16 protein-coding genes are annotated in these 13,857 nt (G+C 61.9%); 10 read left to right on the forward strand and 6 right to left on the reverse strand.

Translation table 11 applies throughout. The features are described from left to right. Positions 1–6: 6 nt before the first annotated feature. Positions 7–660, forward strand: coding sequence for a histidine phosphatase family protein (locus E3T39_RS13670; RefSeq protein ID WP_241979712.1), 654 nt, complete (start codon positions 7–9; stop codon positions 658–660). Positions 661–748: 88 nt separating this feature from the next. On the opposite strand, the gene E3T39_RS13675 is transcribed toward E3T39_RS13670, so the two are convergent. Next, positions 749–1,819, reverse strand: coding sequence for a glycosyltransferase family 4 protein (locus E3T39_RS13675; RefSeq protein ID WP_134516225.1), 1,071 nt, complete (start codon positions 1,817–1,819; stop codon positions 749–751). Continuing rightward, the gene (locus tag E3T39_RS13680; protein WP_134516227.1) at positions 1,816–2,751 is read right to left on the reverse strand and encodes an alpha/beta fold hydrolase; all 936 of its coding nucleotides are present in this window, start codon (positions 2,749–2,751) and stop codon (positions 1,816–1,818) included. Before E3T39_RS13680 ends, E3T39_RS13675 begins: the two co-directional genes overlap by 4 nt. A gap of 117 nt (positions 2,752–2,868) precedes the next feature. Here E3T39_RS13680 and treS point away from each other — a divergent pair, with 117 nt between their 5' ends. The 4 genes from treS to E3T39_RS13700 all read left to right on the forward strand — a co-directional run bounded on the left by treS (position 2,869) and on the right by E3T39_RS13700 (position 6,958). Beyond that, on the forward strand, positions 2,869–4,566 hold the full coding sequence (gene treS, locus E3T39_RS13685; protein ID WP_134516229.1) for a maltose alpha-D-glucosyltransferase: 1,698 nt from the start codon (positions 2,869–2,871) through the stop codon (positions 4,564–4,566). A 116-nt stretch (positions 4,567–4,682) separates the two neighbouring features. Further along, positions 4,683–5,378 carry a GAF and ANTAR domain-containing protein gene (locus E3T39_RS13690; RefSeq protein WP_134516231.1) on the forward strand — a complete coding sequence of 232 codons (696 nt, stop codon included), beginning with the start codon at positions 4,683–4,685 and terminating at the stop codon, positions 5,376–5,378. Positions 5,379–5,465: 87 nt separating this feature from the next. Next, on the forward strand, positions 5,466–6,179 hold the full coding sequence (locus tag E3T39_RS13695; RefSeq protein ID WP_134516233.1) for a GAF and ANTAR domain-containing protein: 714 nt from the start codon (positions 5,466–5,468) through the stop codon (positions 6,177–6,179). 92 nt (positions 6,180–6,271) lie between these two features. Then, on the forward strand, positions 6,272–6,958 hold the full coding sequence (locus E3T39_RS13700; protein ID WP_134516235.1) for an exonuclease domain-containing protein: 687 nt from the start codon (positions 6,272–6,274) through the stop codon (positions 6,956–6,958). 122 nt (positions 6,959–7,080) lie between these two features. Here E3T39_RS13700 and E3T39_RS13705 read toward each other — a convergent pair whose 3' ends face one another. From E3T39_RS13705 to glgA, 3 genes are all read right to left on the reverse strand, one after another. Next, complete coding sequence (locus E3T39_RS13705) at positions 7,081–7,332, reverse strand: type B 50S ribosomal protein L31 (RefSeq protein ID WP_092107894.1); 252 nt, start codon at positions 7,330–7,332, stop codon at positions 7,081–7,083. Between the two features lie 195 nt (positions 7,333–7,527). Next, a complete protein-coding gene (locus tag E3T39_RS13710) occupies positions 7,528–8,310 on the reverse strand; it encodes an ABC transporter ATP-binding protein (RefSeq protein ID WP_134516236.1) in 783 nt (260 codons plus the stop codon). Positions 8,311–8,393: 83 nt separating this feature from the next. Beyond that, the gene (glgA, locus tag E3T39_RS13715; protein WP_134516238.1) at positions 8,394–9,575 is read right to left on the reverse strand and encodes a glycogen synthase; all 1,182 of its coding nucleotides are present in this window, start codon (positions 9,573–9,575) and stop codon (positions 8,394–8,396) included. 79 nt (positions 9,576–9,654) lie between these two features. Here glgA and E3T39_RS13720 point away from each other — a divergent pair, with 79 nt between their 5' ends. Next, a complete protein-coding gene (locus E3T39_RS13720) occupies positions 9,655–10,899 on the forward strand; it encodes a glucose-1-phosphate adenylyltransferase (protein WP_134516240.1) in 1,245 nt (414 codons plus the stop codon). After that, positions 10,896–11,549: a phosphoserine phosphatase SerB gene (gene serB, locus E3T39_RS13725; protein WP_134516242.1), complete on the forward strand. Its 654-nt coding sequence runs from the start codon at positions 10,896–10,898 to the stop codon at positions 11,547–11,549. The genes E3T39_RS13720 and serB overlap by 4 nt, the downstream gene beginning before the upstream one ends. A gap of 27 nt (positions 11,550–11,576) precedes the next feature. Here serB and fabG read toward each other — a convergent pair whose 3' ends face one another. Beyond that, positions 11,577–12,287, reverse strand: a complete 711-nt coding sequence (gene fabG, locus E3T39_RS13730; protein WP_134516244.1) for a 3-oxoacyl-ACP reductase FabG — start codon at positions 12,285–12,287, stop codon at positions 11,577–11,579. 164 nt (positions 12,288–12,451) lie between these two features. Here fabG and E3T39_RS13735 point away from each other — a divergent pair, with 164 nt between their 5' ends. The 3 genes from E3T39_RS13735 to E3T39_RS13745 are packed head-to-tail and all read left to right on the forward strand — an operon-like array spanning position 12,452 to position 13,847. Beyond that, complete coding sequence (locus E3T39_RS13735) at positions 12,452–12,730, forward strand: DUF3099 domain-containing protein (RefSeq protein WP_134516246.1); 279 nt, start codon at positions 12,452–12,454, stop codon at positions 12,728–12,730. Next, positions 12,727–12,999, forward strand: a complete 273-nt coding sequence (locus E3T39_RS13740; protein WP_420898161.1) for a hypothetical protein — start codon at positions 12,727–12,729, stop codon at positions 12,997–12,999. Before E3T39_RS13735 ends, E3T39_RS13740 begins: the two co-directional genes overlap by 4 nt. Further along, the gene (locus E3T39_RS13745) at positions 12,999–13,847 is read left to right on the forward strand and encodes an SURF1 family cytochrome oxidase biogenesis protein (RefSeq protein WP_134516248.1); all 849 of its coding nucleotides are present in this window, start codon (positions 12,999–13,001) and stop codon (positions 13,845–13,847) included. Before E3T39_RS13740 ends, E3T39_RS13745 begins: the two co-directional genes overlap by 1 nt. The last annotated feature ends 10 nt before the right edge of the window (positions 13,848–13,857 follow it).

Consider the following 13,857-nt stretch of genomic DNA (forward strand, 5'->3'; position numbering starts at 1 on the left):
CCGATCGTGTCCGCCCCGCGCAGCACCGATCCGACTGGTGAACCACGCACGACCATTTTCTCCATCGTGCGCCACGGCCAGACCGATTGGAATCTGCACCACCGCATTCAGGGCCGCACGGATATCCCGCTCAACGCCGCTGGGCGAGCCGAGGCTGTCGTGGCGGCAGAGCGCCTGAAGATTCGACACTGGAATGCGATAGTGACCAGCCCGCTGCTGCGCGCCGCCGAATCGGCCACAATCATTGCCAACGAGCTCGGGCTGGACGAACCCGAAGTGGTTCCCTCCCTGACCGAACGCCGCCATGGCGCCATCGAGGGGCTCACCTTCGCCGAACGTCAGCACCAGTTTCCCGACGGTGTGGCCGTTCCCGGCCTCGAAACTCGCCGCGACGTCGTCGACAGAGTGCTCGCAGCGTTGGCGGCCTTGGCGCTCGGGCGTGCCGGGCAGTCCGTTCTGGTGTTGAGCCATGGCGGGATCATTGGAACGTTGCTGCGTCACCTCACCGACGGCGACCGCCCGAGGCACGGCGAGTTCATCGCCAACGGCTCAGTGCACGACTTTCGGTGGGAGAACGATCAGCTATCGCTGACCCACTTCGATGCAACGACCCGATCGCCCGGTGATCGTGGCGAGACCGCCGCGCCGACAGCGCCCTGACCCCCGACCTCTGAGCGTCCGGAGTTGCCGGTCGGTAGAAGCACTCGGTCTCCCTCCTGCGACGTGACCGGACGAGTCGCGGCACCCGCTACGCGACGGGTTTTATCCCCGTCAACACCCCGAGCAGCGTGCGGGCCGACGCCGCCCAGGTGAACCGAGCGGCCTGCTCGATCGAGCGAGCGGAACGCGCTTCCCACTCCCCCGGGAGCGCCAGGCGACGCACGGCCGCCGCAATTGCGTCAGCACTGCGCGGATCGAAGTACAGCGCGGCAGCTCCACCGATCTCACGAAAGATCGGAATATCACTGACCACGACGGGAATGCCGTGGCTCATCGCCTCAACCAGGGGAATTCCGAAGCCCTCATCGAACGAGGCGGTCACGAGCGCCGTCGCCGAGCGCACCAGACGGTAGTACTCCTCATCGGTCACCCCGTCATGAAAGACCAGCCGGGCTTGCGTTGCCAAACGGGTCAGCCGGGCCCGTTCGGTCGCCGATACCCGGCTGAGCAGGTGCAGCTCGTGGTCTGGCAGGTCGGCCAGAGCCATGACCAGCGTGTCCAGGTTCTTGTACGGCATGAAAGACCCCATGTAAATCAGGCGGGTCGTTTCCGGGATGCTCCGCTGGGTGGGGACGCCGGGAACTGTATCGGCGGCGTTCGGCACCACGGTGACCGGCCGCCGGGTGAGGTGATGCTCGGCGATCAGTGAACGGGTGGTCTCGGAAACAGTCACGATGCCGTCGGCGCCGTTCAGCAGCATCCGTTGTGGCCACCAGGAGAGGTGGTAGGCGCGCCAAAGCAGCCGGATCAACGGTGAGAGATCATGCGGGGGTGTGCGGTTGCGGTAATAGATGAGGTCGTGCACGGTCAGAAATAGCCGGTATTTGCGGCCCCAGGACCCCATGGTCTGCATGGGGCTGAACACCACGTCAGGCTGCAGCCGGTTGACCGCGAGGGCGATGAGTGGTTCGAGCAGACTGGTCGGGGCACGCACGAGCTGCCAGGGCAGGGCGGGTAGCATCTTGAGCTGGCGGTGGTCACTGATCAGCATGGTGAGCGGATGCAACCGGCCCAGCTCGGCGACCAGGCCAGCGGTGTATCGGCTAATGCCGTCGTGGTGATCCAGCCGCACGTAGCGGCAGTCAACGACGATTCTCATGCTGATCGATCCTCCGCAAGAAATGCACGGATGAACTCGGCGGCAGGTTTCGGCTTCTCGTAGTGGATGAGGTGGCCGACCCCCTCGATGACCCGCAGAGTCGAGTTCGGAAAAAGAGACTGCAGTCGGTGCTGCGCGGCAAGCGACGTGATGTCATCTTTGTCGGCCGCGATCAACAGCGTGGGCTGTCGGATCCGCGCAGCGAACTCGCTCACGTCGTGACTGACCGAAGCGGAGAAAGCCTCCATCACGACTCGACGGTTGGCAAAGGCACTGAAGTAACGGTCGTGCTGGTTGTGAATCCAGCGCCGCAGGGCCGGATCACGCGTCTTGGCCATAGTCACGCTCATGATGCGCACGATGGCTCGGTTTTGCAGTAGCGCATAGCCCCAACGATCCGGTAACCTCGCGGCGCTCCAGTAATAGAAAACGGCCAGTCGGGTGAGCATACCGCGCGGCCCGGACAGTGCCGGCGCGGCGATCGGATTGACCAGGATGACGTCGTGCGCCGCCAGTCCATCGGCCACGGCCGCAGCGACCACGATTGAGCCGAAGGAATGGCCCAGCACGACCAGCCGCCCCACCGGGGCTAACACTTTGATGAATTGCTGGATCCAGTCGGCGTATGCCGCCAACGAGTGCACGCCGCCGGCAAGCGGCGCTGACTCACCGAAACCGGGCAGGTCGGGTGCCACGATGCGCAGGTGAGCCGGGTTTAAGCCGTCGCCCAATAGTTCGGCCACGACCAGTTGCAGACCGTGGTGATCGCCCCGAAACCCGTGCACCAGTACGAGCGTTGTCGCCGCGGCGGGGTCGCCGTAGTCCCAGTACCGCGTGTCCGTGCACTGTCGGTCACTGCCGGGAAGGGACGCGGCGCGCTCACGCACTGGGAGGCGCCGTAAAAGCTTGTCGTAGGGAGAAGAAACGATCATCGGCCCTAGTTTAGGCGCGACACTTACGCAAGGCTGGACGTGCACCGGGGTGACCGATCTAGACTCAAGCCACCACACGCATCGAGAGAGCCCTTTTGCGGGGACGGAAGGAAAGCCGTGAGCTTTACCGCACCCATTCAGCTGCCCGGTTTGGCCCTCGATCCGCGGTGGTATCGCCGCGCCGTCTTCTATGAGGTGATGGTTCGATCGTTCGTCGACAGTAATGCCGATGGCTCCGGAGACTTGTCCGGCCTCGTGTCGAAGCTCGATTACCTGCAGTGGCTCGGCATCGACGCACTGTGGATTCCACCGTTCTTCAACTCACCGTTGAAGGACGGCGGCTACGACGTGGCCGATTACCACACGATTTTGCCGGAATTCGGCACCCTCGAGGAATTCAAAGACCTCGTAACCAAAGCGCACGAACGCAACATGCGCATCGTGATCGATTTTCCGCTGAACCACACATCCGACCAGCACGAATGGTTTCAGCAATCCCGGGAGGACCCTGACGGACCCTACGGAGATTTCTACGTGTGGAGCGACACTGACGAGCGGTACCCCAACATTCGCATTATCTTCACTGATACCGAGGAATCGAACTGGGCTTTCGACCCGGTGCGTCGGCAGTTCTTCTTCCACCGGTTTTTTTCGCATCAGCCCGACCTCAATTTTGAGAACCCGGCCGTGCAGGAAGCCATCTTTGATGTCATACGGTTCTGGCTCGATCTTGGTGTCGATGGCTTTCGGCTGGATGCGATTCCTTACCTGTTCGAGTCCGACGAGGGCAACGGTGAGGGCGAACCGCCCACCCACGAGTTCGTCAAGCGGCTGCGCGCCATGGTCGATCGGGAATATCCCGGCAGAGTCATGATCGCCGAAGCCAACCAATGGCCGCGCGAGGTTGCCGCATTTTTTGGTACCGACGATGAACCGGAATGCCACATGGCCTTCGATTTTCCGGTGATGCCGCGTATCTTCTATTCGCTGCGCTCGCAGCAGGCCAACGAACTGGTGCGCGTGCTCTCGGAAACGACCGACATTCCTGATGGTGCCGGCTGGGGCGTGTTTCTGCGCAATCACGACGAACTCACCCTTGAAATGGTCAGCGAGGAATACCGCCAGGCCATGTACGGCTGGTACGCCTACGACCCACGAATGCGCGCCAACATCGGCATTCGCAGACGACTGGCACCCCTGCTCGATAATTCCCGAGCCGAACTTGAGCTGGCCCATGCGCTGCTCTTTGCCCTCCCCGGTAGCCCGTTTCTCTACTACGGCGACGAGATCGGCATGGGCGACAACATCTGGTTGCCCGACCGGGACAGTTCCCGCACCCCGATGCAATGGACTCCTGATCGCAATGCCGGATTTTCCGATGCCGACCCCGGCAAGCTGTTCCTGCCCATCGTGCAGTCCCTCGTCTACAACTTCACGCAGACCAACGTGGAGTCACAACTGGCCCAATCCGGTTCACTTCTGCACTGGATTCGCAATGTGATCCACGTACGCAAGGCGCATCCGACCTTCGGGCTGGGCGCTATCCGTGTGCTCAAGACCAACCACGAATCCGTACTCGTTTTCACCCGCAACTATGCCGGCTCCGGTTCCATGTTCGGCGACCAGCCAGAAACCGTGATGTGCGTGTTCAGTTTCTCGCACAACCCCGTCGCGTTCACGATCGATGACGTCGACATGGCCGGGACGCGGCTGTACGACCTATTCGGCGGCGCAGTCTTTCCCAGTTTCAGTGAAGACGGCTCACTCACCCTCACGCTCGGGGCGCAGAGTTTTTACTGGCTGCACTGCGGCTGACGGCCTAGGCCGCTCGGCGGGGATGGTGACGAATTCCGCGTGAAGTGTCATTGTCGCGATCGTGCGCACGACGTATCCTTGGCATAAGCAAGCCATCCAAAGCCTGGAGGCCGCTCGTGGCTGAATGGACTAGTGCAGAAGTCGGAGTCGAGGACACTGCGCTGTGCGCCCATTTTCTTGAGGCATTGCCCGTGAACGGCGCCGCCGTTTCGGTTTTCGGCGGCGCCGTGCCCGAAACGATTGTCTGTGCCACCGACCGCCTCGCCGCTCGGCTCGACGAACTACAGTTCGATCTCGGCGAAGGACCACGTTGGGAAGCGGTCCGTACGCGACTTCCCGTTTTGGAACCTCGGGTACGAGAGGTGGAGCATCCGTCGTGGCCGGTCTTCCACACGGCTCTGATGGACACTACGGTCGAAGCGCTCTACGTCTTCCCCCTCACCCTCGGCGCGCTCAACGTCGGCATCGTGGAACTTTACAGCACAACCCCGGGAGCGCTTGATCGCACGGACCACGCAAAAGCATTGGTACTGGCCAACGAGACAGCCTGGAACCTGCTCGACCATCTGCTCCGAGTGCAGGAGGCCGCCACCGGCGAAACGTCGTTGACGTCCACAGACTCTGCGGAGTCCCCCCTGTCGCGTCGGGAAATTCACCAGGCCACCGGTATGGTGCTGGTGCAGATGAACGTCACGCCGACGGATGCCTTGCTGCTACTGCGGGCGCACGCCTTCTCCCACGGTAAAACGGTGCGCGCCATTGCAGGCGATGTGGTCGCACGGCGCCTTCAATTCAGCCCGGAAACCAACTAACTCGAAAATTACTCGATGCAAATTTACTCGGCCAAACTTGACTTGGTTAAACAGACAAATTGTCAGTAGAGGTTCTAGACTTTTCTCATGGTCACTATGGCTCGGGCCTCACTGGTGAGCGCCGCTTTCATGAAGTTGACGGACACTCTCGTGGGCGAATACGACGTTCTCGACGTGCTTCATACTCTGGTCGAGGCGTGCGTCGAAGTACTCGACGCCACCGCGGCCGGCCTGCTGCTGGCCGACCCGAGCGGGGAACTCCAGGTCGTAGCTTCTACGAGCGAAGAGAGCTACCTCGTGGAGGTTCTGCAACAGCGGGCTGGCGCCGGTCCGTGTGTGGATTGCTATCTCACTGGCAAAGTCGTCACTCTGGGCGACATCGGAGCGTGTGAGGACACCTACCCAGATTTTGCGGCCGCCGCTTTGTCTCAGGGATTTCGCTCAGTGCACGCCATTCCGATGCGGGTACGCAATCGGACAATCGGTGCGCTCAACCTATTTCGCTGCGACACCGGCGACGTCACCCCCGAAGACGCCGCGATCGGGCAGGCCATGGCCGATCTCGCGACTATTAGTATTCTGCATGAAAGCACCGTGCGTGAAGACGAGGTCATCAATGAACGGTTGCAGCGCGCACTGACCAGTCGCATTCTGATCGAACAGGCCAAGGGAGTAATCGCCCAGGTCAGCACGGTCAATATGGACGAAGCCTTCAAACGACTGCGAGCGGATGCTCGGGCGAAAAATCACACCATGCGCGAGAGTGCTGAAAACGTCATCAACCGGAGCGTGGACCTCTAATATCACGCTGTGACCCGCGCTCCCTCCCCCGCCAGAGCAGAGCCCCGGCTCGTGCAACGGAACGTGTCGGCGGTCGCCCCTAGGGTGGGGGTATGAGCACTTGGAGCGATCACCTCGCCGTATTCGACCTTGAAACTACCGGCATCGATGTAGAAACGTGTCGCATTGTGTCGGCCACTGTGGCCGTTATCGACGCGAGCGGTACGGCCGTGGAGCGCATCGATTGGCTGGTCGATCCGGGCATAGACATTCCGGCCGGCGCCACCAACGTGCACGGAATCACGACAGAGCATGCTGTGGAGCACGGCCGTATGGCCGCCGAGGCTGTGGCCGAGATCGTCGATGCACTGCGCGGTCATCTGAGCGATGGCCTGCCTATCGTCGCCTACAACGCCCCCTACGATCTCACCCTGCTCGACCGTGAAGCCCTGCGCTACGGCATCGCCCCCCTGATCTCCCCCAGCCCGGTCGTCGATCCCCTCGTCATCGACAAAGCCGTCGACAAGTATCGAAAGGGCAAGCGCACCCTCGAGGTCACGAGCGCGTTCTACGGAGTCAGCCTGGAGGATGCACACGATGCCGGCGCCGATGCGATCGCCGCTGGTCGTGTCGCCCAAGCGATTCACCGGGCGCACGAAGGTGCTCTACCAAACACCCTCGACGAGATGCACGCGCTGCAGGTTACCTGGTATCGCCAGCAGGCCGAAAGCTTTCAGGAGTACATGCGGCGCGGCCGCGATCCCGAGTTTCTGGCCGACACTGCCTGGCCCCAGCGTTGATTCGGTAATTGTTGCTCAGGTAGTCGTTGTCGAGTACTGCTCTTGCAGAGCCAACAAAAAAGCGACCAGCCGAAGCTGGTCGCTTTTCTTGTTTAAAACAAGGTGCTTGCAAAGGTCTGGTGCTATTTGCCGAAGCCCTTGTAACGCGAGTTGAACTTCTCGACGCGGCCGGCGGAGTCCATGATGCGCTGCTTACCCGTGTAGAACGGGTGCGATTCGGAGGAGATTTCCACGTCGATGACCGGGTACGTGGTTCCGTCTTCCCACTCGATGGTCTTCTTGCTGGAGACCGTCGAACGAGTCAGGAAGGTTGCGCCGGAGGCAAGGTCGCGGAAAACGACGGCAGCGTACTCGGGATGAATATCAGACTTCATGAAAATTTCCTTTTGCACTTCTGGTGAACAGACTTGTAACTGGTCACAGTGCTGTTCGATTGTTGGGCACCGCTCGCCGTATACCCAAAAGACGACGACAAGCCGGTTGGCCTGATGGCCAGCCATTCATCCTAGCAGAACTTACTTTGGCTGGAAGTGCCTCGGCGTTGAAGCCTTCGTATTGGAGCGTTCTGTTTAGACAGCGCGCGCTGCGAAGCGGCCGTCGTTCTCGGAGAGTTCAATATTCAGGCCGAACGTTTCGCTCAGAGCCGTCGCGGTGAGTGCCGTGCCGATCGGCCCGGCCGAGACGACCTTGCCGCCGGACAGTAGCAGCACGTGGGTGAATCCGAGTGGAATCTCTTCAACGTGGTGGGTGACCATGATGATGGCCGGCGAGTTGGGCTCCTGGGCGAAGCCGCTAAGAAGTTGCAGAAGCGCTTCCCGAGCGCCGAGGTCGAGGCTCGCAGCTGGCTCGTCGAGTAAGAGAATTTCCGGGTCGGTCATGACTGAACGGGCGATCTGGACCCGTTTCTGTTCTCCGTCGCTCAGGGTGCCGAATTTGCGCTCGGCAAGATGATCGAGATTCCATTCCTGCAATACGCGCTGGGCTCGTCGTTCATCAATGGTTTCATATTCTTCGTTCCACCGGCCGGTTACCGAATAGGCCGCGGTCATGACAACATCGAGGACCTTCTCGTTGGCGGGGACCTTGCGTGCCAGTGCAGTCGAGGCGAACCCGATCCGGGGCCGCAGCTCAAAAACATCCGTTCCGCCAAGCGTCTCATCGAGCACCTCGGCCTGACCGGTCGACGGGTGCATGAAAGCTGCGGCAATCTGTAACAACGTGGTCTTGCCGGCCCCATTCGGGCCAAGGATGACCCACCGTTGGTCGTCGTCGACGCTCCAATTCACTGAGTCGAGGATGGTGGTGCCACCCCGGACGACCGAGACGTCGGTGAAATGCAAAACGTTGACCATACAGCCATGTTATCGGGCGGGGCCGACGCCGAAATACGCCGGGCCCGTCCCCGGAACGAGACCGGCACCCCTCACGGGGTGAGTCAAAGTAGAGACGCGTAGATCTCCCGAGTGCGGGTGGCGATCTGGCTCCAGCCGAACTCGTGTTCGGCGCGCAGGCGGCCAGCACGTCCCATTTCGGCCGCTCGGGCCGGATCGCTCACCACCTCGGTCAGGATGCGGGCCAGGTCAGCGACGAATTGATCGGGATTCAGCGGGGTACCCGTGCCGTCGGTGAGCTGCTCGATCGGCACCAGACGCCCCGTATGACCGTCCGCGACGACCTCGGGGATACCACCGGTTGCGGTACCGACAACTGCCAGCCCACAGGCCATTGCCTCGAGGTTGACGATTCCCAGTGGTTCGTAAATGGACGGGCAGACGAAGACTGTGCCGTGCGTCAGCACCGCGGCGAGTTCTGGCTGGGCAAGGAGTCGGTTGATCCAGACGACCCCCGACCGTTCCCGCTGCAACGCCTCGACGCCAGCGGTCACTTCGGCCAGGATTCCTGGAGTGTCCGGGGCTCCGGCACACAGTACGAGCTGCACCTCTGGCGGCAGCAACGCGGCGGCACGCAACAGGTACGGCAGACCCTTTTGCCTCGTGATGCGACCGACAAATACGACGGACGGCCGCTCAGGGTCGATGCCAAGCTCCCGCACGAAGTCGGCGTCGAGTCTGGGCTTCCAGCGATCAAGGTCAATACCGTTGTACACCGTGTGCACCCGACTCTCATCAAGTGCCGGGTAGCTGCGCAGAATATCGCGCCGCATGCCGTCGCTGACAGCGATCACGGCATCCGCTGCCTCGAAGGCCGTTTTTTCAATCCAGCTCGAGACGCGGTAGCCGCCGCCAAGCTGCTCGGCCTTCCACGGCCGCAGGGGTTCGAGGCTGTGGGCGGTGACGACGTGCGGGATTCCGTGCAGCATCTTCGCGAGGTGCCCGGCCGCATTGGCATACCAGGTGTGTGAGTGCACCAGATCGGAACCAGCGGCGTCCTGGGCCATCTGAAGGTCAACACCGAGGGTACTCAGGGTGGCGTTGGCGCCGGCCAGCTGCGCCGGAACTTCATAGGCGAAGGTGTCGGTATCCGTACGGGGCGCACCGAAGCACCGCACCGACACGTCAATATCTTCGCGAAGAGCTCGCACGAGTTCCATCACGTGAACGCCCGCTCCCCCGTAGATCTCCGGGGGGTATTCCTTGGTCATCAGATCCACTCGCATGCAGCAAAGGTAGCGCACCGGACCCGACGCACATCCCGCCGTGCAACTCGAGCTGTCCGGTTGGCCCTACTCTGTACACATGAAAGCCAAGAAAATCTTTGGAATCGTGCTCGCCGGTGGTGAGGGAAAACGGCTGATGCCGCTGACCGAGGACCGCGCCAAGCCAGCGGTCCCCTTTGGAGGGCATTACCGCCTGGTCGATTTTGCCCTGTCCAACCTGATCAATTCAGGCCTCACCCAGGTCGTTGTGTTGACCCAGTACAAGTCACACAGTCTCGACCGCCACGTCTCCCAGACCTGGCATGTCTCCGGTGGTTTGTCTAACTCGTACATCGCCTCCGTCCCCGCTCAGCAGCGTCTCGGCAAGCGCTGGTTCAGCGGCTCGGCCGACGCGATTCTGCAGAGCCTGAATCTCATTCACGACGAGAAACCCGACATTGTCGTCGTCGTCGGTGCCGACCATGTCTATCGCATGGATTTCAGCCAGATGATCGACGCCCACATCGCGTCTGGCCTGTCGGCCACGGTCGCCGCGATTCGCCAGCCCATCGGCTTGGCCGACCAGTTCGGCGTCATCGAAGTGGATGCCGCCACCCCGGATCGGATCTCCGATTTTCGTGAGAAGCCCAAGGACGCCGTCGGGCTTGCCGACGCCCCCCACGAGGTGTTCGCCTCGATGGGAAACTATGTCTTCAACACCGATGCTCTGATCGAGGCGGTGCTGCGCGATGGTGAGCGTACCGATTCGAGCCATGACATGGGCGGCGACATCATTCCCGATTTTGTCTCCCGCGGCGACGCCGGCGTGTACGACCTCCAGCGCAACGTGGTGCCAGGGTCAACCGATCGCGATCGGTACTACTGGCGCGACGTGGGAACGATCGACTCGTTCTTTGAAGCCCACCAGGACCTTATTTCGGCGCTGCCCGTGTTCAACCTGTACAACCACGAATGGCCGATATTCAGCATGCAGTTGAACTCTCCGCCGGCAAAATTCGTGCGCGACGGCCGGGGCGCTCTCGGCACCATGATCGATTCGATTGTGTCGCTGGGTTGCGTCATTTCCGGCGCTCACATCGAGCGCAGTGTTCTCGGACCGTGGACTGCGATCGGGTCGGCCTGCGAAGTCGTTGACTCGATCGTGTTTGACCGAGTGCAGATTCGACCCGGTGCGATCGTGCGTCGTGCCATTCTCGACAAGGAAGTCATCGTGGAGGCCGGTGCCACGGTCGGTGTCGATCGTGAGCGCGACCTCGCGCGCGGTTTTAGCGTGACCGAATCCGGCATCACCGTCGTCGGCAAGGGCGTGCTCGTTACTCCGTGATCCGCGCTACCGCACCACGCTTTCTGGTCGTACTCGATGCCGACTCGACCCTGATTCAAGATGAAGTGATCGAGCTGCTGGCGGACGCCGCTGGCTCGCGCGATCTCGTCGCCAACGTGACCGAACGCGCTATGCGCGGCGAACTTGATTTCGCCGAAAGCCTGCGCGAGCGAGTTTTGACCCTGGCTGGACTGCCCGACGCCGTTTTCGCCGAGGTCGGTCAGCGCATCCGCCCAACCGAGGGTGTGCAGGAGCTGGTCGCGGGTATTCATGCCGGCGGGGGCGTCGTCGGCGTGGTCTCCGGCGGCTTCCACGAGTTGCTCGACCCCCTCGCGGCCGACCTCGGTGTGGACCATTGGCGTGCCAACCGACTCGAAGTCGAAGCCGGTCGCCTGACCGGACGGGTCCTCGGACCGATTATCGACGCCGAGGCGAAAGCAGTCGCCCTGCGCGAATGGGCGGTACAAAACCGCATCGCCCTGTCGCAGACCATCGCGGTCGGGGACGGCGCCAACGACTTGCGCATGATGGACGCAGCCGGACTCGCCGTCGCGTTCAACGCCAAGCCACAGGTCAAGCGTGAGGCCGACCTCGTGATCGACCGCTGCAACCTCAGTCAGGTACTCCCGTTGCTTGGCTTGCGCGGCTGACAAGGTCCGCGCCGCTTCGCTATCCGCTCAGTGGCCCATTCCCAAGCCGCCATCGACGGGGATAACGGCACCCGAAATGTACCCGGCATCATCACCGGCCAGCCAGGTGACGACACGAGCAACTTCCAACGCGGTGGCAAAGCGGCCGGCCGGAATGTTGCGCTTATAGTCCGCCTGCTGCGCTTCGGGAAGGGCAGCAGTCATATCGGTTTCGATGAAACCTGGAGCGACGACGTTGGCGGTAATGCCGCGAGCACCGAGCTCGCGTGTGATCGAACGGGCCAAGCCGATCAGCCCGCTCTTCGATGCCGAGTAATTCACCTGGCCGGCGGAGCCATAGAGTCCAACAACGCTGGAGATGAGAACGATCCGACCGTAGCGAGCTTTGAGCATGCCCTTGCTCGCCCTTTTGACCACGCGGAACGCCCCGCTGAGGTTCGTGTCGATCACCGACGTGAAGTCATCATCGGACATGCGCATGAGCAGGGTGTCACGGGTAATTCCAGCGTTCGCAACGACGACCTCAACCGGACCGTATGTCGCCTCAATCTCGGTGAACGCGGCGTCGATCGACGCGGCATCGGTCACGTCAGCGCGCACGGTCAGGCTGCCAGCCGGTCCGTGACCAGACCGCGAAGTCACAGCGACGCGGTGGCCCTGGGCGAGAAATTCCTCCGCGATGGCAAAACCGATGCCGCGGTTACCGCCGGTGACGAGCACTGTTCGAGCCGTTGTCATAAAATTCCTCTTCTGTTTACCGAGCTGTGAGCCGCCGGAAGTGAGTTTTACAAAATACCCGGCAGATTCAAGTTTAAGGCGTGCAGGAATCACGCCACACAGTCGTAGGCTGGACACGGCGGATTATTCCCCGCTGACCACCCGCTGACGAACCCGATGGACCCATGAAGCAGCAGTCGATCACCTCGATCCCCGCCTCCCCGGAGGTCGAACGACGCAACCGGATGATCAAGTACTCCATTGCGATGGGTATCCGTATCGTGTGCATCGTGCTCATGCTGTTCGTTCAGGGCTGGTGGCTGCTGCTCTGCGCCATCGGTGCAATCACCCTTCCCTACTTCGCTGTCGTGGTCGCGAACGTGAAGATAGCCCCGCGTGGAGCCGAAGTCTTACGGCCCGGCACCGTCGCACCGTACCGCAACACCGACGATGAGGCTAAGTGAATGCTCGCGCGGCCGCTGAACGCGGTCCGATGATGGGACTGGGCGCTCCCCTGCAAACGTCAACCTGCTCGCGCGCCGACTGCCGGAATGAAGGACGTTGGCGCCTGGATTGGCGCAACCCACGCATCCACTCGACCGATCGCATCAAAACCTGGCTGGCCTGCGACGATCACATCGACTACCTGCGTGAGTTTCTGGCCGCCCGTGATTTTCCCCTCACGGTGAGCACGCTCGGGCTCATCGGGCCAGAGCACGTCGGAGATATGTAATGACGGGCTGGCAGTTCGCTTTCAGCCGACGCTGGGCCGGGTATCTGGCACTGACCATTCTGTTCGCGGCGGTGTGTTCCGGACTCGGCGTCTGGCAACTCGCCCGGCGTGATGAAGCCCTCACCGAGCTGTTCAAGATCGAATCCAATTTTGACTCGAACCCCGTTCCCGTCGCCGAAGCACTCGACGATCTGACGGCATTCGACGAATCCCAGAAGTGGATGCCGGTGGAACTTACCGGCACTTATCTCATCGAGGACGAGATGCTCGCGCGCAACCGCCCCCTCAACGTCAATCCAGGCTTTGAAGTTCTGACCCCGCTCCTGCTTTCCGATAACACGATTTTCATCGTCAACCGCGGCTGGCTGCCGACCGGTCAGGAACAGGATGCTCCCGACACAGTTCCGGCACCGCCGAGCGGTACCGTAACCGTCGTAGCCCGGCTCAAAGCCGCCGAACCCGACCTGCCCGGCCGCACGGCGAGCGGCAACCAGGTTGCGACGATCAACCTCACGACTATTGCCGAGCGGCTCGACGCGCCCACCTACACCGGTGCATACGGTCTCATGGACACGGAAAGTCCCGCCGCAACCGAGAAACGTCCAACCGCTGTCGTCAAACCGGTACGCGACGAGGGCCCCCACCTGTCGTATGCCTTCCAGTGGTTTGTGTTCGGTCTGCTCGCCTTCATCGGCCTCGGCTGGGCACTGCGCGAGGAATACCGCAGCGTGAATGCCGAGGATCCAGAAGAACGCGCACGCGCCGACGAGCGTGCCCGCAAGCGGGCGGCGAAACCGCGCAACGATGCAGAAGTCGAAGACGCCCTGCTCGATCGCCAACTGACCTAAGCCGAACGAA

It is taken from the genome of Cryobacterium suzukii (assembly GCF_004403185.1).
In the GTDB taxonomy this organism is placed as follows: domain Bacteria; phylum Actinomycetota; class Actinomycetes; order Actinomycetales; family Microbacteriaceae; genus Cryobacterium; species Cryobacterium suzukii.

Excerpts from the sequence above, each read along its gene's own strand:
- E3T39_RS13675 (WP_134516225.1), bottom strand. The coding sequence starts at position 1,819 with ATGAGAATCGTCGTTGACTGCCGCTACGTGCGGCTGGATCACCACGAC.
- E3T39_RS13680 (WP_134516227.1), bottom strand. The coding sequence starts at position 2,751 with ATGATCGTTTCTTCTCCCTACGACAAGCTTTTACGGCGCCTCCCAGTG.
- E3T39_RS13695 (WP_134516233.1), top strand. The coding sequence starts at position 5,466 with ATGGTCACTATGGCTCGGGCCTCACTGGTGAGCGCCGCTTTCATGAAG.
- E3T39_RS13700 (WP_134516235.1), top strand. The coding sequence starts at position 6,272 with ATGAGCACTTGGAGCGATCACCTCGCCGTATTCGACCTTGAAACTACC.
- E3T39_RS13705 (WP_092107894.1), bottom strand. The coding sequence starts at position 7,332 with ATGAAGTCTGATATTCATCCCGAGTACGCTGCCGTCGTTTTCCGCGAC.
- E3T39_RS13710 (WP_134516236.1), bottom strand. The coding sequence starts at position 8,310 with ATGGTCAACGTTTTGCATTTCACCGACGTCTCGGTCGTCCGGGGTGGC.
- glgA (WP_134516238.1), bottom strand. The coding sequence starts at position 9,575 with ATGCGAGTGGATCTGATGACCAAGGAATACCCCCCGGAGATCTACGGG.
- E3T39_RS13720 (WP_134516240.1), top strand. The coding sequence starts at position 9,655 with ATGAAAGCCAAGAAAATCTTTGGAATCGTGCTCGCCGGTGGTGAGGGA.
- fabG (WP_134516244.1), bottom strand. The coding sequence starts at position 12,287 with ATGACAACGGCTCGAACAGTGCTCGTCACCGGCGGTAACCGCGGCATC.
- E3T39_RS13735 (WP_134516246.1), top strand. The coding sequence starts at position 12,452 with ATGAAGCAGCAGTCGATCACCTCGATCCCCGCCTCCCCGGAGGTCGAA.
- E3T39_RS13745 (WP_134516248.1), top strand. The coding sequence starts at position 12,999 with ATGACGGGCTGGCAGTTCGCTTTCAGCCGACGCTGGGCCGGGTATCTG.